This window comes from Candidatus Binataceae bacterium (assembly GCA_035308025.1).
GTDB lineage: Bacteria > Desulfobacterota > Binatia > Binatales > Binataceae > JAJPHI01.
On record DATGHL010000003.1, the window covers coordinates 18,828 to 36,507 of the forward strand.

Below are 17,680 nucleotides of genomic sequence, written 5' to 3' on the forward strand. Positions count from 1 at the left end.
AAAGCATTCGAAAAGGGTGAATGATAAGCGATTGTCACTGATTCCCGTGAAGAAGTCTTGAATTCCAATGACCTGCCAAACCTACATTGAAAATTATTTAGCCACTCACGCCGACAGCGAGCTGGATGGCCACGAACATCGGCTTGCCGACGAGCATATCGCGGATTGCCTCAGGTGTCGCGAGCGCTTTATCAGCGAGCGTCAACTGAAGACGCTGATCAGGACGCATAGCGTTATTGCCAAAGTTCCCGCCGACGTTCGACTGCGGATTCGCGCCGCCTTGGGCGAACTGATTGAAGCCGATTCGCGTCCCGCGGTGAGACCAGCTTTTGCCGATCGTGGCGGTCGTATCGCAGTTTGGGCGCGATCCCGTTCCGCCAGAATCGCATTACCTATCGCGGCGCTCGGCTCATTAATTCTTGCGTTGGGACTCATCGTTGGTCACGTCAGAACTGGAATCGCGCTGCCGCAAGTGCCGCCTACTCAACTCTTTGACTTGGCTGTGAATAAGTTCAACGCCTTCGGTTCGAACTTCGTCGCCAATGCAACGGATCAGGATGCAAGCGGCCACGGCGATTCCTACTATGCATGGGTGATGGACAGGGATTCGGAGTCGCCTTCGGCCGGCGAGTCCGCCGACCTGGCGCGCTCGTACCGCGAAGCCAACGTTCCAGAAGAGATTTATGACTTTCGCGCGTCAGGCTACGGGCTATATGGCGGCCGAATCGATCAGTTAGCGGGGCTATTACCGAAGCATACCGCAGGCGACGATCCGGTCACGTACACGCTCTATCGAGGAGAGAAGGGGCAAATTCTGAGCATTTGTCTTCACGCGCCGGGCTTTGTCGCCCCGACTGGCGCTCGCTACTGGGCTGGCGCGCACACCTTCTATCAGTACAAGGGTTACAGCATCTGTCTGACCTTCCATCCGCAGGACCATTTCGTTTCGATGCTGGTTGCGCGCGAGCCGGCGATCGATCTCCTTCGCGACGTGACCCTCGCGGACCAGACAGCATCGACCTCCTAGTCGAAGCGGTAGGCGATCTTCATTGCGGTGCGCACTTCGGCCATCGTGGCCTGCGCAAGGGCGCGCCCTTGGCGAGTTCCCTCGGCGATGATCTCGTAAACCTGCTTGGGCTTTGCCTGGAACTCCGCGCGGCGCTCACGGATTGGTGTCAGGAATTCGACCAGCGCATCATAGAGTCGCTGCTTGACCTCGACGTCGCCTACCGTGCCGGCGCGATAGCGTTCCTTCAGCTCCTCGACTTCCGCCTTATTCGGATTGAAAACGTCGTGATAGGTGAAGACCGGATTGTTCTCGACATGGCCCGGGTCGGTCGGATGAATCCGCGTCGGATCGGTGAACATCGACATCACACGCTTGCGGACGACTTCGGGCGGATCGCCGAGGTAGATACAATTGCCGATCGATTTTGACATCTTCGCGTCGCCGTCCGTGCCGGGCAGCCGCGCGACGGCACCGAGCATCGCGCGCGGTTCGATCAGCACCTTGCCGTAGAGCCGGTTGAAGCGGCGCACGATCTCGCGCGCTTGTTCGATCATCGGCAACTGGTCTTCACCAACTGGTACGAGGTCGGCCTTGAAGATCGTGATATCGGCCGCCTGCGAAATCGGATACGACCAGAAGCCGACCGGTACGCCCTTGACGAAATTACGCTGTTTAATCTCCTCTTTGACGGTGGGATTGCGCTCCAGCGTCGCGACCGTCACGAGGTTCATGAAATAGATAGTCAGCTCGGCCAGCTCCGGCACCATCGATTGCACGACGAACTTGGCCTTCGTCGGATCGAGACCGACGGCGAGGTAGTCGAGCGCCACTTCAAAGATATTGCCGGCGAGCTTCTCCGGGTGCTCGAAATTGTCGGTGAGCGCCTGCACGTCCGCGATCAGGACGAAGGTGTCGTACTCGTCCTGCAGCTTGACCCGATTCTGCAGCGAGCCTACGTAGTGCCCGAGATGCAGCGGGCCGGTCGGCCGGTCGCCGGTGAGGATGCGCTTGCTCATTCTTAATCGCTCACTTCGTTCGCTGTGCGCACGTCGCAGACTCCTTTGCTCGGCTCTACTCGCAGAGCCTCGTTCCGCCTAGTGTCAGTCAGGCGGCGGCTTTGAGCAGCCGATGGAGTTGCTGGAGGTCCTCGATGATGTCGTGCATCTCGGGACCGGGCTCGGTTTCGAGGCACATCGGAACGCCCACGAAACGCGGGTCATTGACCAGGCGGCGGAAAGGCTCGAGCCCCAGATGGCCCTTGCCGATATGCTCGTGGCGATCGACCCTTGAGTTCAGCGGTTTCATCGAATCGTTGATGTGAAAGGCGGCGAGCAGCTCGAGTCCGACATGTTGATCGAGTTCGGCGAAGGTCCGCTCATAGCCCTCGTCATCTCGCAGATCATAGCCGGCGGCAAAGGCGTGTTCGGTATCGAAGCACAGGCGCAGCCGTCCATTGTCCGCCACCGCGTCGATAATCTGGCCCATCTGCTCGAACTTGTAGCCGAGGTTGCTGCCCTGCCCAGCGGTGATTTCGAGCGCCAGCCTGACCCGATAACCGGGACAGGCGGTATGCGCTTCGTCGATGGCGCGCGCGATATTCCTGATCCCAGCCTCCTCGCCGGCGCCCACGTGCGCGCCCGGATGAGCAATCAAAAACGGGATGCCGAGTTGCTCGCAGCGTTCGAGTTCGTCGATCACGCCGGCGATCGACTTCTTGCGCAGAGTCTCGTCGGTCGCGCCGAGATTAACCAGATAGGAATCGTGCGCGACGACGAGCTTGATGCCCGACTCGCGCTGCGCGGCGCGGAAGCCCTCGATCTCCTCGCGCGGATAGGGCTTGGCCGCCCATTGCCGCGACGACTTGGTGAAGATCTGGATGCATTCGCATCCGGCGTCACGGCCGCGTCCGAGCGCCTGGCTGACTCCGCCCGCGATCGATATGTGCGCACCGAGCAGGGGCCGGCTCGATGCCGAAGTACCCTCCGCCTTTTCCATTGCCCCGGCCATACGTAACCTCTCGGCTAGAGCCGCAATTCTATACGAACGCGTCCGCCGCGCGACACCATATCCTGCGCGTGGCAGAACCCCTTACGTGGAGAGTTGGCGCGGCGCGAGGCGTTGCGGTAGTGAGGAAGTGAAGGCCCGCGCACTCCCGGCCGCTACTCACGCGGGGCGCCACACAATCACGATGCAGCCGCGTCGATACTATCCGTCATGGCTTCCGCCCAATCCGCGCGAGCGCGCCGCGCTGACCCGGCTCAAGCGCCGGCAAAATCTCGTAATCATATGGCTTATTGGCTTGTTGCCCGCGGGAGTTATAGCCGCGATCGCCACTGGCTCAAGCGACTTGCTCGTGCCGCTCACGCTCTTCTGGATCGTCGCCGGGATGGTTCTCGCCCAGCGCGTCAGCGCGATCCCCTGTCCGCGCTGCGGAGAGCAGTTCAGCGGCCGCGAGCAGCTTCCCTATTGGAGCGGCTTGCTGAACCGCCGATGCGACAGTTGCGGCCTGACGCTCAAGTCCGACCGTGGTATGTGACTGAAATGGCGAACGAAGCGACGATTGCCGAAGGGCTGAAAGTGGCGATTGTCGGTGGCTCGATCGCGGGATGCGCCGTCGCGATCGAGCTCTTGCGAATTGGCTGCGACGTTACGCTGTTCGAGCGCTCCGGCGAGGCGCTCAAAGATCGTGGAGCAGGAATCGGCATCCCGAAGCCTGTGATCGACACTTTGATTCGGCGTGATTTGGTCGATGCGGATACGCCTTATTTTGCCGGTCACGCGATGATCCGGTCGTGGCGCACGTCGGGCGCGCCGCGGCTCGGTTACGTCGCCTGGAATCAACCCGCCGACCTGGCGCTGCTCAACTGGGGCGGGCTTTATCGGAACCTGCGCACGCGCGTGCCCGATCGCATCTATCAAGCCGGCAAACGCGTCGTCGATCTGCGCGAAGCGCCGAGCGGGCGGGCGCGCGTGGAGCTGAGCGACGGCGCCACGCCCTCCTTTGACCTGGTCGTGTGCGCCGACGGCTACAACTCTTTGGGACGCCGCCGACTCTTTCCTGACATCAAAATCGAGTACGCCGGCTATGTCCTGTGGCGCGGCATCCTTCGGGAGGACGCGATGCGCGATGCTGAACCGCTCGACCGCGGAGTGCATTCACCGGGTTATCCGGGCGGGCACGGAATCTTCTACTTCGTGCCGGGCGCGGACGGCTCAGTCGCGGCAGGCCGAAGATTGGTCAATTGGGGCATGTACCTGTCGGTGCCGGAGGACGAGCTGGCCGCGTTTTTCACCGATCGCGATGGGCGCACGCACGAAGGCTCGATGCCGCCGGGCGCGATGCCGCTCGCAACCGAGAGCGAACTCAGACGGCGGGCGCGCGCCGGGCTGCCGGATTACTACAACGAAATCGTCGGGCGCAGCGAAAACACCTTCGCCTACGCGATTTATGATTGCCAGGTGCCGGCTTTTCGCCACGGCCGCATCTGTCTCGCGGGCGACGCGGGCGCCTTCGCGCGACCGCATACCGCAGCGGGCGCGCTCAAAAGTATTAATGATGCAATCGCGCTCGCCGAGGCGCTCAAGGCGCATCGTTCGCTCGAAGCGGCGCTCGCGACCTGGAATCAAGGCCGGGTCGACACCAACAACCGGCTGGTCATTTACGGCCAGCAGTTGGGGCGTGCCCTCGTGGAGGAGATTCCGGACTGGTCGACGATGGATGCCGCGGGTATGAAGCGTTGGTTTGACGCGATCGTCGACGTTCCGGTCGCGGTGCTCGAGCAGAATCGTCCGCAACCGATCTAGTCGCGTGAGCGCGATTTCACGCAAAACAGACAATCGATTGCTCGGTTAATGAGCGGCCGCAAATTATGAGTTCTCAAGACCGCGTTGCCCCGCTCGGGAGCGCGTGATAATCCCAAAACGCGGTGTCGGCGAAGCAATCCATAGCCTCGATCGGCCTCGTTGTGAGGCGCGATCCGCCGTCCGCCGCGATTGCGCTCGCAACTGAACTCGTCGGCTGGATAAAATCCCGCAACCTCGTAGCGATGACGGCGCCTGGCGTCGCCGCCGCGATTGGTGCGCGCGCGGCAGAGCCGGCAGAGATAGTGCAGACCGCCGATCTGATTGTCGTGCTCGGCGGCGACGGCACGCTGCTCGGAATCGCGCGCCTGCTCGGCGCGCGCGAGACGCCCATCCTTGGGATCAATCTCGGCGGCCTTGGCTTCCTTACGGAAGTTCACGTCGACGAGGCCCTGCAGACCCTCAGCCGGGTCATCGCCGGCGACTACGAAGTCGATCGTCGGATCGCGCTCGAAGCTGTGGTGGAGCGTGAAAACGGGGAAGCCGCCGCGCACTTCCGCGCGCTCAACGATGTCGTGATCGCCAAGCGCGAGCTGGGCCGGATGCTCGATTTGCACGTCGTCGCCGATCACAAGACCTTTTGTTCGTATCGCGCCGACGGCCTGATCGTGGCGACGCCGACCGGCTCGACCGCCTATGCCCTGAGCGCCGGCGGCCCGATCGTCTTCCCCAATCTGCGCGTCCTGGTCCTTGCGCCGATCTGCCCGCATACCCTGAGCAATCGACCGGTCGTGCTGCCCGATGCGTTCGAGCTCGAACTGCGCGTGAAGTCGGACGATCACGGCGCGATGCTGACCTGTGACGGTCAGGAGTCGGCGCAGCTCGGACCCGCAGATCTGATTCGTGTCCATCGCGCGAAGCATCCGGTTTCGCTGGTCCGCTCCGCTCATGCCTATTTTGAAATCTGGCGCGACAAGCTGCGCTGGGGGTGACCGCGCGCGATGCTGACCGAGCTGCGCATCCGCAACTTCGCGGTGATCGAAGAAGCGGCACTCGTCTTCGGGCCTGGCCTCAACGTGCTCTCGGGCGAAACCGGCGCCGGCAAAACGATCCTGATGACGGCGCTGGGCCTGCTGCTCGGCGGCCGCGCCTCGCCCGACCTAATCCGCAGCGGCGCGAAGGAGGCGGTGGTCGAGGGTATCTTCGAGCTCGACGGCGAGACGCCGCCTCCGGGCCTTGAGGAGTGGCTCAATGAGGAGAGTCCGCGCGAGCTGCTCGTGCGGCGCGTGATCGCGGAGAGCGGGCGCACCCGTGTCACGATCAACGACCAGCTCGCGACCGTGCAGGCGCTCGCCCGCGCCGGCCTCCCATTGGTGCAGATCTATGGGCAGCATGAGCAGCAGGCGCTGTTGCAGCGCGATAATCACCTGACGATTCTCGATCGGCACGCCGGACTCGAGCAGGCGCTGGCAGAGTACGCGAACTTGTACGAACGAGTGCGCCAGCTCAACGCACGTCGGAGTGAACTTGAACGGCGCGAACGGGAAGGCGCCGAGCTGCTTGAAGTTGCGCGCTTCCGCGCGCACGAACTCGAACGCGCCGAACTGGTCGCAGGCGAGGACGAGACGCTCGCAGCCGAGCGCCTGCTGCTCGCCAACGCCACGAAACTCGCCGATGCGGCAGAAGCGGTCGACCAGTTGCTCTATGCGGGTGACGGCGCGGTGGTCGACATCGTGGCGAAGGCCGAGACGCGGCTGGCGGAAGCTGCGGCGCTCGACCCGCGGCTGCGGGCGCCGCGGGATCTGCTCGGCGGCGCGCGCGCCAATCTCGCAGAGGCGGCGCACGCGATTAGCGCCTACGCCGCCCGCCTCGAGGCGGATCCCGCGCGGCTCGATCAGGTCGACGCGCGGCTCAACGAACTCGCGCGGCTCAAGCGCAAGTATGGCGGGACACTCGCCGCGGCGCTCTCGACGCTTGAGCGCTTGCGCATCGAGATCGCCGAGCTCGAGGCTCTTGGAGAGAATCGCGCCGCGCTCGAGGCTGACTTCGCGCAAGCACTCGCGACCCTCGCGAGCGCCGCGCACAAGCTCAGCGCCCGCCGGGCCCAAAGCGGCGCGGAACTGGCCCGCCGCATGAACGCCGAGCTGAAGACTCTCGGGATGCGCAGCGCGGTCTTTGAACCACGCCTGTCGCCGCGAGCCGCCGACGGCAGCGGACTCGTCAGCGATGGCGTCGCGCTGGGACCCGCGGGAGGCGACGCGGTCGAGTTCTACCTCGCGCCCAATCTCGGGCAGCCGGCGATGCCGCTGGCGCGGATCGCCTCGGGCGGCGAGCTGTCGCGCATGATGCTCGCGCTCAAGCGGCTCGAGGCGCAGCGTCGCGGCGTCGCGACGCTCATCTTTGACGAAGTTGACGCCGGTATCGGCGGGGCGGTCGCCGAGATCGTCGGGCGCAAGCTCAAGCAGCTCGCGCGTTTCCATCAGATTCTCTGCGTGACGCATCTGGCGCAGATCGCGGCCTTTGGCGACGGCCATTTTGTCATCGAGAAGGAGGAGCGGCGCGGGGTAACCCGTAGCCGCGTCGTCACGCTCGCCCCGAATGATCGTCCCGCGGAAATCGCCCGGATGCTGGGTGGCGACGAAACCAACGACAAGTTCCTGCGCGCCGCGCGGGAATTAATCGATCATGCCGGCGTCTGATTACGACCTTGCGGGGCGCCGGCCGCAGCCGTCCTCGGTTGACTGTGGCGGGCGCTTCGGCTTAGTTGAAGCTCTCTCTTGGCGGTGGGGCTGTAGCTCAGTTTGGGAGAGCGCCTGAATGGCATTCAGGAGGTCGCGCGTTCGATCCGCGTCAGCTCCACCAATAAAATCAAGGCTTTATCGGCATCCCACTTTTAGCTGGCCAGTTTCTGTGCCCAATTTTGTGCCCTCCCGCGCCAGCCGTCTCGGGCAAGACACTGACCTGCGGCCGGAAAATAAAGTCCGAACCCGGCTTTCACCCCAGTCGTCTCTGAAAAACGAACCCTCTTCGGCGAATTCCTCGAACATGACGGCCGTCGCCAAAACAACATGCTTCGCCGCCCGGCAAGCCTGTTCCTTGGCTCGTCTGCAAGCCGCTCCCCTTGGCAGTCTAACGCCCTCGACGGAAATACGATAAGCTGGGGCGGCCGAAAATGGATCAAAAAAACCAGCTAAAGCAGCTTCTGAGCAATGTTAATGCTCTGCTTGAGGCAATGCGGTACAGCGCTGGCACTGCTAGCGGAGAACATGCAAACATCGGAAGGTACAGTAGCTATCAAACGTTTATTCGCAAGTACAACGATTTGGTCAAACAGGCCGCACCTCTTCTCTCAGACACAACGATGCTGGACGGTATTGACCTAGACAAGGTCAAAGGAATCGGAGACACGACGTGGCCGGAGCAGAAAGTCCTATTCGATGCCGCCGACTCCAACGCTGCTATCTTGAAGTCACTCCTGGAAGGAGCGATCGGATACGCCGAAAACGAAACGCACAATTTGAGGGACTTCATTCAAGCCCACTTGCGAAGGGCCGTTTTCGCCATCCCTGACAAAGAGGTGGAGGTCCAGAACGCCATCGAATCCCTGATAGTCGGCAGGGGTATGGCAAAGGGGGTAGATTACGATAGGGAGACCGGAAGGGTTAAGACCTCGGGAAAGGAATCGGTTCCCGATTTTATCTTTCCAAGTTTAAAGCTCTGCCTCGAGGTTAAACTGTCGAAGTCGCCGGACAAGCTTCGGCAAATAGTGGATGAGATAAACGCCGACATAAGATCGTACAGCACGCGATACGAACGCCAACTCTACATCGTCTACGATCTCGGAATCATACGAGACGAGCTTGAATTCAAGCGTGATCTCGAGGATGCGCCTGGCGTGTCAGTCGTTGTCGTCAAGCACTGATCGATTTCAGAACTCCTTAAGCAACCGGAAAAACACCGCGAAATCGCGGCGCTGATATCATTCAGTTCTTGCGCCAGAGAGTCATTTCAAAAGCTTTTTCAGGTCCTTCAGCAGGAGGAATAAATGAAGAGGGTCGGTAGGGCTTGGTTCGAAATCGAATTGCTCGTACCAGCGGCGCGCATTCTCGTCCTTTGCGTGCACGACAAGGGCGCGAATTCCTGCAATGTCCGCAGCCTGCACCGTTCGTAATAAGGCGTCCTTGAGGAGAGCTTTGCCTATGCCGGTTCCTTGCTCGGACCCGTCCACGGCCAATCTGGCCAGCATCATCACGGGGACCGGATGCCGCGCCAGCCCCCTGACCGCGCGCGGAGGCGACTCTTCAGGTTGGACGGATCCAACCGCGAGACTGTAATAGCCGACAACGCGGCTCGTGCGGCAGGTGACGTATGTCTGCGCCGCGTTGGCCGCCTGGTTCGAGAGCGCGAATCTCTTCAGGAACCGATTGAGCTCTTCTTGTCCGCAGTCGAACGGATCGGTGATGTCCTGAGCGCTCAGCTTGTGGACTGGCGAGAGTCCTTCGGGCGGGGCCTTGGTCACTCAAGGGCGCTCCGCTCGGCTAGCAGCCGGGCAAGCCGGTGCTTCTCTCGGGCAGGACGGTCTAAAATCTTAAGAAATGCATTCCATCGCTGTTTGTCGAGCACGAAAGAGCGCCGGTCTTCGAGGGTCTCGGCCGCTGCAGTCAGACCGGCATCTAAAAGAAACTGACTCACCGTCTTGTTTACTTGCGTTGCGGCCATCTGCAACGTGTCCTTAGCGGCGGGGCTGACCCGCACGTCTATACGCTTTGTTTTTGAAACTGTCACCGGCATCGAAATCACCTCTTCTTGCTCTTTATAGCATCCGGACGTTGTCCGGACAAGGCCGGAGTCCTCAGTGCTCGTCAGCGTGTCCACGATCTGTGCCCGAAGCGGAGGGTTCGCTGGCGGCTTCTTGCTGCTCCAAGGCCAAGATCGCTGCGCGCTTGGCGTCTGCGCGAATGTGGCTGTATCGAGCTAGCATCGAACGTGAAACATGACCGGCGAGCGCCCGAATCGTTTCTTCGCTAACGGCAGGGTTTTCCGCCAGGCGCGAAACGAGCGTGTGCCTCAGATCGTGCCAACGAACCTTGACGCCGGAGATCTTCAGGGCGCGTCGCCAGGCGCTTTTCCATTCACCGATCGGTCTGCCGAAATCTACATCGCGCATGCTGGTTTTATTACCGCCTGGACTAAAGCCAACGCCATGGCGCGGAAACAGAAATGCGTCCGGTCCAGCCTCACCGACAAGTTTCAACCATTCGGCGATCGCTTCCCTCGCGCGATTTGTGAGAGGCACGACGCGCCCCGTTCCGGCCTCGGTTTTGGATTTTGGAACGACGATCTCGGCTTCCTCGATCTCATCGTTTTTCCACCTCGCATTCATGTTACCGCGTCGTAGTGCGCGTACCTCGGACGCACGCAAGCCACTATCGATCGATAGCACAAATAGAGGCAGAAGCGCGGGCGAATTGCTCTTCCGAATCGCTGCAAGAAGCCGTGCTTCCTCTTCGCGGCTCAGGGCCCGACCGGGTTGCCGCTCGCCCTTCATGGGTCTTACTCTGTCCGCGATAGACGACCAAAGGCTGAAGTGCTTGAGGATGCCCCTAAGAGTGTGAACCTCGTAGTTTATAGTGCGCGCGGATAGGCCCGCAGCCTTGCGCTCTGTTTGAAGGTTCGCGATTTCCTGTAGACCGATGTCGCATACGAGACGATTGCCGAAGTATTTCGTTAGGCTCTTCACGTATTGCCGGTAGGCCGCAACAGTCTTGACCGCAAGAGATGCTTTCGTATCAAGCCATTGATGGGCCGCGACGGAAAATAACGGCATGCGTTCACGACGCTGGATGCGGTTGACCGCGAGCTCAAGCTCGCGGCGACGCGCACGTTCGGCCTCGCGCGCGACCGTCTTCGAGTTCGTCCTGGCTGATTCGCGGATAAGCTGCCCCTGAAACAGGAACTTGAACCAGTAGGTTTCCCCTCGTTTGTAAACGCTCATCGTCTCTTACTCCTGCTCGGCCAGCGTTTAAGCGGCGCGATCGCTTGCTTCCGCCAAGTACCGCCGCACTTCCGCATCAAGCAGAACAATTCGGCGGCCGAGGTGTGCCGCGCGAAGCTTTCCCCGCTTGATTTCCAGGCGCAGAAAAGGAACCGAGACGCCCAGGCTGTTCGCGAGTTCATCGAGAGTCCAACCGAGCTTTTGATTAACAGTTTTATCGTGCTCCATGACCACCGATCTCCCCAAGGCTATGTTGATCGTCGAAAGCGTGGTGGTGGAGGCATTACCCGGCACCTCCACCGCTACCCGCAACATCAAAATGGAATCTCGGATTCAACGGACAAGACAGGGTCGGTCGCGACAGTACAGTCTTCAACCTTCTCCGCCGGGGGCGCTCCGAGGAATTGGACGCGAATCGCGACGATTTCGGTGCGGCGCTGTTTGCGTCCGTCGTCCCTGGTTTCGAATTCGCGGTTGTGCAATCGGCCCTCGACGAAAACCTGCCGTCCCTTCTTGAGGTACTCGTTGCAGGTCAGCGCGAGCTTTCCGATGACCACGACCCTGTGCCATTCCGTCCGCTCGTGGCGTTTGCCGTCGTTGTCGGTGTACTGCTCGTCGGTCGCGACCGAGAAGTTTACGACCGGCAGGCCGGCGGGCGTGTACCGGACTTCCGGGTCTTGCCCGAGGTGCCCGATAACCATTACCTTGTTGAGCGACATGACTGTTTCTCCTTTTGCGCTCCGTGCCGGGGGTAGCGGCCTCGACACGGAGCTTTCGTTTACCGTTCCCGCGTAACCCTGCTCGCCTTCCACGTGGCGTCCTCGGCCGTCGCCTCGCCGTGCTCCTTCATCAGCGCCACAAAACACGACCAATGGAACACTGCGGTGCTCGCCCACAGATGCGCCTTCAAGTAGTTTTCGTCCGTCCTCACCTTCTGACCGCAGCGGCCACAATTTCCCTGATACATCGTTCTCCACTCCCTACATCGAAGTGTTGTTCTCCTCGTCGAACGCCCGCGCCGAAAACTCGCGGCTCGCCGCCTTACCGCACTCCTCTCCTTCGCAGTAGAGCGAACGATCCTCGGGGTAGTAGAAGGCACGTTCGCCCGTGTGAATCGGACGCTTGCAGCGCACGCATTTGCCCTCGAACCTGACGGTGATCCAGCGCGGATCGCACTTGTAACGACGCATCGGTCTTTCTCCTTTCGCGCCCGCTTGCCTGCGGCCAGGGCGCGCATGGCTTGGGCTTGGAAACCCAGCGCCATCTTTCGCCGCCGCCCTTCTCGCAAACATCTGGAAGGGCGACGGCGGAAAGGGACTCGACGCGGCGCGCGGCGCCGCCACCAATGAGCGCCGGCGAAGCCGTGCAATTCCGACGTGCCCGAGCGGAGCGCTCCCGTGGGACGGGCGCGGCGGAATTGCGCGAAGCCGGCGCAAGGCGGGGTGCTGGTGGGCGGGCTTTGCCTTCATCGCATTAACTCCCCATGCCGAGCGCCCGCCTGGTACCGGCGTTCCGCCACTCGGCCGTGCATTCCGAAAAGCCGCAGGCAGCGGCGGCAGAGTCCGTTGAGATAACCGGCTAGGGAATCGGCGAACGGCTCGGCCTGGTCTTCCGGCAGGCGCGAGCGGATCGCGTGAATCTCCGGATGGGTCGTGCTCCACGTGAAATGATTCGCCGCGTACTCGACCGCCGCGATCGCGGCGTAGTCGTAAACCGGATTGATGGCGCGCTCGATGGAAACCGGAAAGATCAACGTCACGCGACTGCCGACTTTGGTTCGAAGTCTTACCTGGGTCAGCACAAAGGAGCGCTCGGCGCCGTTTCCCAGTCGGAGCCGGACGATATTTCTGATCGACGGCTGCGATTCCCTGCCGACGATCGGGCCGCGCGGCCCTGAGTTCGGATCGTCCTGCTGCTGCCAAAGCTTCGTATGGACCGCATTCGCCGGGTCTTCGTGGGTGCGAACGTCCACCAGCAAGCCGTTGATGTAGCTGAAAGGAACGCTCACTTGCTGCTCGCGCTCGACCAAACCGAGAAGCGCGACGTTGTATTTGAAGGTGAACGATGGCAGATCGCCGGCTGGAGGATACTCGGTGGCCGATAGGCGGCGTTCCGTCCTGTATGGACGCGCGCCGCACACGCGGCAAATTTCCAGACCGGCCATCCTCGAACCACAACGGGTGCAAAAGTTCATGACGCTACCTCCTCTTACTCACCATCGGATTCCCTGGCTCCGCTTGAGCTTGCGATCCTGACCCACGCCCTGTTTGAGGCGGGCGGCGAACGGCTCTTCGATATCGAACGGCTTGAACCTCGGCAGCGAGCGCCGCTGAGCCGGAGAGAGATTTTCAAGCGCGGTCGGCTTGAGCTGCTCGCGGCCCACGGCGCGCGCCAGCGCGTCGGCGTTGTCGGTGTAAATGCGGGCGTCGTGACGGGCGCGGCTCAGCGACACGTAGAACTGCCGGCGGTTTACCAGCCGCACGCTCCGCTCGGTGTCGACGTTGATGATTACTCTATCCACGGTCGCGCCCTGGCTGGCGTGCGAGGTCGAGGCGTAGCCGTAATCGATATGGCGGAGCCGCGTGTTCGTCGCTGCGATTTCGCGGCCCTTGTCCGTGCGAAGCCGGATCTGGCCGGCATCGATCGCGACTACGGTCGCTAATTCGCCATTGGCGACGCCAAGCGCGCGGTCCGGGGCGCGGAACTGGATACGGTCACCGGCGGCCAAGTTCCGCGACTCCGCGCGAAACGCTTCGACGCCCCTGAAACGTCCCGGCGCGTATTCGACGATGGCGCCGCTTTCGTTTTTGATTCTGAGCAGGTTGCGTTTCGTATCCAACGCTTCGACGGTGGCGTAGCCGCCGGCGGCGACGCCGAGCTTCGCGCTGCCGCGCCGGAAACGGATCACGTCGCCGGCCGCGTAATGGCGCGCATGCGCCCGCTGCGCGCGAGTCAAATCGAGATTCGAGAGCGTCGCCAGTTCGATGCCCTCGCGCGCCACGGTGCCACGCTCGACCAAGATTTCTCGGATGACCTGGTTAAGCTCGGTGCGCTCCTCAATGGCGGGACTCACGACCAGCGTGGTCTGTCCAGCCTGATGGGAGCGCAGATAGTCTTCGGCGATCGCCCGGTAGCGTTCAACGGGTGGAGCGATCGCATTAATGCGCTGCTGTTCGGAAAGCGCGGAAATCGTTTCGGCCAGCTTTCCCGCCGCCGCCAGCTCGACGGCGTGCCGCAGCTGAGGATCGCGCTGACGGCGAATCACCGTCAGAGACACGGTCGTCATGCCCGCCTGCCGCATCTGGTGGAGCGGCCGGCCGGCTTCGATCGCGTGATGCTGGCGCTCGTCGCCGACGAAAACGACGCGTTCGACTCCGACCACCTTGGCGAGGTGGAGCAGACGATTCACCTGCCGGGTGGCGAGCAGGCTCGACTCGTCGACGATCCACAGTTCGCGGCCGTGTTTCTCGACGCCTGGGTTTTCGAGCAGGCTCGCCACGGTTCGTGCGAGCACGCCCGCCTCGCTCAGCGCCTTGACGCTGCCGCTGGTCGGTCCAAAGCCGCGCACGAACCAGCCCCGCTCCCGCGCCAGCTCGCGGATCGCCCCGACCGTGGTGGTCTTGGCGGCGCCCGCGCGCCCCTCGATCGCGCTCAGCCAGTCGCGGGTGGAAAGCGTGGTCCCGGCGGCTGAGGTTTGATCCGCGGCCAGTCCACGGCGCGCCGTCCGGCGCCTGATCTCGTCGGCGCTCGCTATTGCCTCGCCTTGGCCCCGGCCTTCGCGCATCAGCGCGATATTGTCTTGTTCCAGCGCCGCCATCCGCGGCGTGGTGAAAGCTCCAATCGGATGGCGATGGTCCGCAGCGAGATCGATCAGCCTGCCGTCGCTTCTATGCGCATCGATTGCGCTGCGAACGCGTTCGAGCACGGTCCGGCCCATCGCATGTTGAAGGGCGAAGGCCTCAAGCTCGCGCCGGTCGGGCGCGGCGTCGCGCTCGACCGCGTGCGCCGTGGCGTGGCGCACCGCCTCGTCAAGTTTCTGCGCGTCGATCTCGTTGCTAAGGGTTCCACGGTTGTTCGCCACGGCGGCGATACGCTCGATTGGAATTCCATACGCCGCAGCGCGCTCGCGCCATTCGGCCTTGAGCGCCTGCTCGTCGCGCTGGTCCTTGGAAAGGCGCGAGCGGTGCGCGGCGATCTGGGCTGCGGCGGCGCCGTTCACTCCCAGCTTCGCCAGTTCCCGCTCGATCTCCTGGCGGCGCAGCGAAAACGCCATCACCTGTTCGCGTCCGTAGCCCTCCAGCTCCCAGCGCCCGTCGCTCCCCGCGATAACGATCGCGTATCCCAGCTTTTGAACTTCGCGCGCCAGCTCGGCGCGATAGACGGCGGTGGCGAAAGCCTGCGAGCGGTAGATTTCGACCGGATCGAGTCCGCGCCAGGCGCCGTCCGGCCGCCGCGTCATGTTCATCACCACGACGTGGGTATGCAGGTGCGGGTCGGGGCCGTAGCCGTCATTGGCGGCAGCGTCGGTCGGCCGCGCCGCAATGTGATCGAAGCGCGCGGCGACCACATTGGCGGTCGTCACCCATTCCTGGCCGCGCTGGATGCGCGCCTGCGCGAAGCGCTCCAGCTCCTCAAGCGCGCGTTCGACCGACCGGCGATGCGCCGCAATTAAACGCGAATCGTCGCCGACCAGCGCCTGCACGCTGACCGATTTGGGCGCGTTGAAGGTCGCGTCCCAACCGGCGCGTCTTTGTTCACCCTCGCGTTGCGCGGCGTGGACGATGATCTCGCCGGTACTCGGATCGAGTCCGCCCAGAACCGCGCGAAAATCTTTGGTATCGACCTCGCCACCGAGGCCCAGCTCCGCCGCGCCCTTGCCGAACCACCGTCCGACGACGCGCCGCTTTTCGGTGTAGTAGTCGTCGCGGCTGTACTTCTCTTCGTAGTAGGTCTCAGCCTGGCCGGCGGTCAGCGCGCCTTTCGACATCACCAGCATCGGTTACCCCCAGCCGCCGTCACTCGCCGATTTGCCCGGCGTGCCCGCTTGCGAACTTGCGACTTTCGACTCGCGCGTTCCTGTCAGCGCCGGTTGAACCGCGTCAGCGCTGCGGCGAAGGGTAAAGGCGGGCGCGTTTCGCCTGGGCTCCGCCCACTGCATCTTGACGCGCGCGCGGTCGTAGCCGGCGATGCAGAGATAGCCCTCGAGCGCCGGCAGCTTCTGAATCTCAGACGGCAGCACCACGCGCTCCAGCGTCTGATGGGGTTGCAGGTTGAAGCCGTCGCGATACAGCGACGGCCCGGTCAGCGTCGTCATCTGTAGACGAACGACTTCGCGCTGCCCGAGCGTGCGGCTGGCCCATTCCGCCGTCTCGGCCTCGTCTGAGCGCAGAATCAGCTTGGTGGCAGGCGCCGAAAGCAGCGTCACCGTGCGGTCGCGCCCGTAAATCGAATGCAACTGTGAAACCGCCTGGAAGCCGAGCGCTACGCAGAGGCCGCGCTTGCGCCCGCGCACGACGAGGTTTTCGAGCTGGCCCTGATAGTCCAGCGCGCCCAACTCATCGATCACGATCCAGACCTGCTCGTTCGAAAGGCTGAGGTCCGAAGTCAAAAGCTGCCGAACGAGACAGTCGAGCCAGACGTTCTGCAGGGGCAGCGCCGCTGCGCGCGAATCCTCGGTCGAGGTCAGGAAGAGCCAGCCGCTTCGCTGTTTTGCCCACTCCACGGCGCTCCATGTTGGGCGGCCAGGTTCCTCGGGCGGCAGGAAGCGGAATGGGTTAGTCGCGTTGGTGACCATCGCCACGATCCCCGCGCCCTGGTCGTGCGCGCCGGGATCGATCAACGGCTCCGCCGCCGTACCCTTGAGCGCTTGTTTGAGCCGGTCGCGCGGCAGGGTGAGCAGTTGCGTGATGGTATCCGCGGTCCGCGGCTTAGCCGTCTCGAAGATGCTGACCAAGGTCGTCCGGCCGGAGCGCCGAAAGAACCTGTCCGCCCCGCTCTGGGCGAAGCTGTTGGGCGCGTCGGGAATCAGCGATTGCGCCAGCGCCTCGGCGTCCATGCGGAAGCTCTCGGCCCGGAGCTCCGCCCACGGTGACCATGCCGGGCAGCGCTCGTCGAGCGGGTTCAGAATCACGTCGCCGCGCTCGGGCCGGTGGAACTCCGAGATGTACTCGGCATCGGGATCGAGCACGACGGCCGTCCCGCCGCGCGCCTCGATCTGGCGGAGCGTCTGACGGATGAAGTTCGACTTGCCCGAGCCGGTCTTGCCGGTGACCAGGAAGTGCTGCGGCTCCAGCTCCGGCGGAATCGGCACGTCGGCGACGTGGATCGCGCCGTCATCGCGGCTCGCCAGCCGCCGCATCACGGGCACGCGGAAGATTCCGCGCGCGTTCGAACTCTCGATCGCTCCGGACAGTTCGCGGCTTTCGATCAACCGCAGGCCGCGCACGTGACGCGCATCGGAGCCTTTGCGCCGCAGCAGCATGACCGCCGCAATCGTCACCAACGCCGGCCCGGCCAGGCCCCAGCGCCAGTAATGGACCACCCATTCGCCGAACGAGTGCTGGTAGAAATGCTTCCCGTTCAGGAACGCATAGAGGACCTGATACGGATAGCGCTTGCCCTGGTACGGCAGGGTAGGCTGAATTAGCGGCAGGCCGAGCCTGGTCAGCGCCCACGCGGCGAACCACGGAATGAAGAGCTGGTGGCCGAAGTCGCGGAAATACCATCCGGTCCAGTACCAAACCAGCCCGAGGGTCGCCGCGAGCCATGAGAAGATACAGAGCTTGAGCCAGACCAGCACGAAGCGCGCGTTCATCCGCGCCCCGGTCGCATACGCCTGCCAGCTCGCCGCCTGCCGTCCGCCCGACCACATGGTT

Annotated in this window: 18 protein-coding genes and 1 tRNA gene; 7 read left to right on the forward strand and 12 right to left on the reverse strand. The window is 63.0% G+C overall.

All coding sequences use genetic code 11. The features are described from left to right. Positions 1 to 67 precede the first annotated feature (67 nt). The gene (locus tag VKS22_00320) at positions 68 to 1,027 is read left to right on the forward strand and encodes a hypothetical protein (GenBank protein ID HLW69045.1); all 960 of its coding nucleotides are present in this window, start codon (positions 68 to 70) and stop codon (positions 1,025 to 1,027) included. On the opposite strand, the gene trpS is transcribed toward VKS22_00320, so the two are convergent. After that, positions 1,024 to 2,025, reverse strand: a complete 1,002-nt coding sequence (gene trpS / locus VKS22_00325) for a tryptophan--tRNA ligase (protein HLW69046.1) — start codon at positions 2,023 to 2,025, stop codon at positions 1,024 to 1,026. The genes VKS22_00320 and trpS overlap by 4 nt on opposite strands. A gap of 88 nt (positions 2,026 to 2,113) precedes the next feature. Further along, positions 2,114 to 3,016, reverse strand: coding sequence for a deoxyribonuclease IV (locus VKS22_00330; GenBank protein HLW69047.1), 903 nt, complete (start codon positions 3,014 to 3,016; stop codon positions 2,114 to 2,116). A 127-nt stretch (positions 3,017 to 3,143) separates the two neighbouring features. On the opposite strand from VKS22_00330, the gene VKS22_00335 reads away from it, so the two are divergent. The 6 genes from VKS22_00335 to VKS22_00360 all read left to right on the forward strand — a co-directional run bounded on the left by VKS22_00335 (position 3,144) and on the right by VKS22_00360 (position 8,732). Continuing rightward, a complete protein-coding gene (locus VKS22_00335) occupies positions 3,144 to 3,545 on the forward strand; it encodes a hypothetical protein (GenBank protein HLW69048.1) in 402 nt (133 codons plus the stop codon). Between the two features lie 5 nt (positions 3,546 to 3,550). After that, a complete protein-coding gene (locus VKS22_00340) occupies positions 3,551 to 4,813 on the forward strand; it encodes an FAD-dependent monooxygenase (GenBank protein HLW69049.1) in 1,263 nt (420 codons plus the stop codon). A 122-nt stretch (positions 4,814 to 4,935) separates the two neighbouring features. Next, on the forward strand, positions 4,936 to 5,802 hold the full coding sequence (locus tag VKS22_00345) for an NAD(+)/NADH kinase (GenBank protein HLW69050.1): 867 nt from the start codon (positions 4,936 to 4,938) through the stop codon (positions 5,800 to 5,802). Positions 5,803 to 5,811: 9 nt separating this feature from the next. Continuing rightward, positions 5,812 to 7,509, forward strand: coding sequence for a DNA repair protein RecN (gene recN / locus VKS22_00350; GenBank protein ID HLW69051.1), 1,698 nt, complete (start codon positions 5,812 to 5,814; stop codon positions 7,507 to 7,509). Between the two features lie 86 nt (positions 7,510 to 7,595). Continuing rightward, positions 7,596 to 7,672: transfer RNA gene (locus VKS22_00355), tRNA-Ala, on the forward strand. Between the two features lie 310 nt (positions 7,673 to 7,982). Next, the gene (locus tag VKS22_00360; protein ID HLW69052.1) at positions 7,983 to 8,732 is read left to right on the forward strand and encodes a hypothetical protein; all 750 of its coding nucleotides are present in this window, start codon (positions 7,983 to 7,985) and stop codon (positions 8,730 to 8,732) included. A gap of 81 nt (positions 8,733 to 8,813) precedes the next feature. Here the strand turns inward: VKS22_00360 and VKS22_00365 are convergent, their stop codons facing one another. The 10 genes from VKS22_00365 to VKS22_00410 all read right to left on the reverse strand — a co-directional run bounded on the left by VKS22_00365 (position 8,814) and on the right by VKS22_00410 (position 17,676). Then, on the reverse strand, positions 8,814 to 9,329 hold the full coding sequence (locus VKS22_00365) for a GNAT family N-acetyltransferase (protein HLW69053.1): 516 nt from the start codon (positions 9,327 to 9,329) through the stop codon (positions 8,814 to 8,816). Continuing rightward, positions 9,326 to 9,685 (reverse strand): DUF1778 domain-containing protein, encoded by a 360-nt coding sequence (locus tag VKS22_00370; protein HLW69054.1) that lies wholly within the window; start codon positions 9,683 to 9,685, stop codon positions 9,326 to 9,328. Before VKS22_00370 ends, VKS22_00365 begins: the two co-directional genes overlap by 4 nt. After that, positions 9,663 to 10,805, reverse strand: a complete 1,143-nt coding sequence (locus tag VKS22_00375) for a site-specific integrase (protein HLW69055.1) — start codon at positions 10,803 to 10,805, stop codon at positions 9,663 to 9,665. Before VKS22_00375 ends, VKS22_00370 begins: the two co-directional genes overlap by 23 nt. A 27-nt stretch (positions 10,806 to 10,832) precedes the next feature. Beyond that, positions 10,833 to 11,120, reverse strand: coding sequence for a helix-turn-helix domain-containing protein (locus VKS22_00380; GenBank protein HLW69056.1), 288 nt, complete (start codon positions 11,118 to 11,120; stop codon positions 10,833 to 10,835). Then, a complete protein-coding gene (ssb, locus tag VKS22_00385; protein ID HLW69057.1) occupies positions 11,120 to 11,524 on the reverse strand; it encodes a single-stranded DNA-binding protein in 405 nt (134 codons plus the stop codon). The genes VKS22_00380 and ssb overlap by 1 nt, the downstream gene beginning before the upstream one ends. 59 nt (positions 11,525 to 11,583) lie before the next feature. After that, positions 11,584 to 11,736 (reverse strand): hypothetical protein, encoded by a 153-nt coding sequence (locus VKS22_00390; GenBank protein HLW69058.1) that lies wholly within the window; start codon positions 11,734 to 11,736, stop codon positions 11,584 to 11,586. A 49-nt stretch (positions 11,737 to 11,785) separates the two neighbouring features. Next, a complete protein-coding gene (locus tag VKS22_00395) occupies positions 11,786 to 11,995 on the reverse strand; it encodes a hypothetical protein (protein HLW69059.1) in 210 nt (69 codons plus the stop codon). Between the two features lie 275 nt (positions 11,996 to 12,270). Then, a complete protein-coding gene (locus VKS22_00400) occupies positions 12,271 to 12,999 on the reverse strand; it encodes a hypothetical protein (protein ID HLW69060.1) in 729 nt (242 codons plus the stop codon). A gap of 18 nt (positions 13,000 to 13,017) precedes the next feature. After that, positions 13,018 to 15,801, reverse strand: coding sequence for a MobF family relaxase (gene mobF / locus VKS22_00405; GenBank protein ID HLW69061.1), 2,784 nt, complete (start codon positions 15,799 to 15,801; stop codon positions 13,018 to 13,020). Positions 15,802 to 15,804: 3 nt separating this feature from the next. Next, positions 15,805 to 17,676: a type IV secretion system DNA-binding domain-containing protein gene (locus VKS22_00410; GenBank protein ID HLW69062.1), complete on the reverse strand. Its 1,872-nt coding sequence runs from the start codon at positions 17,674 to 17,676 to the stop codon at positions 15,805 to 15,807. Positions 17,677 to 17,680: the final 4 nt, after the last annotated feature.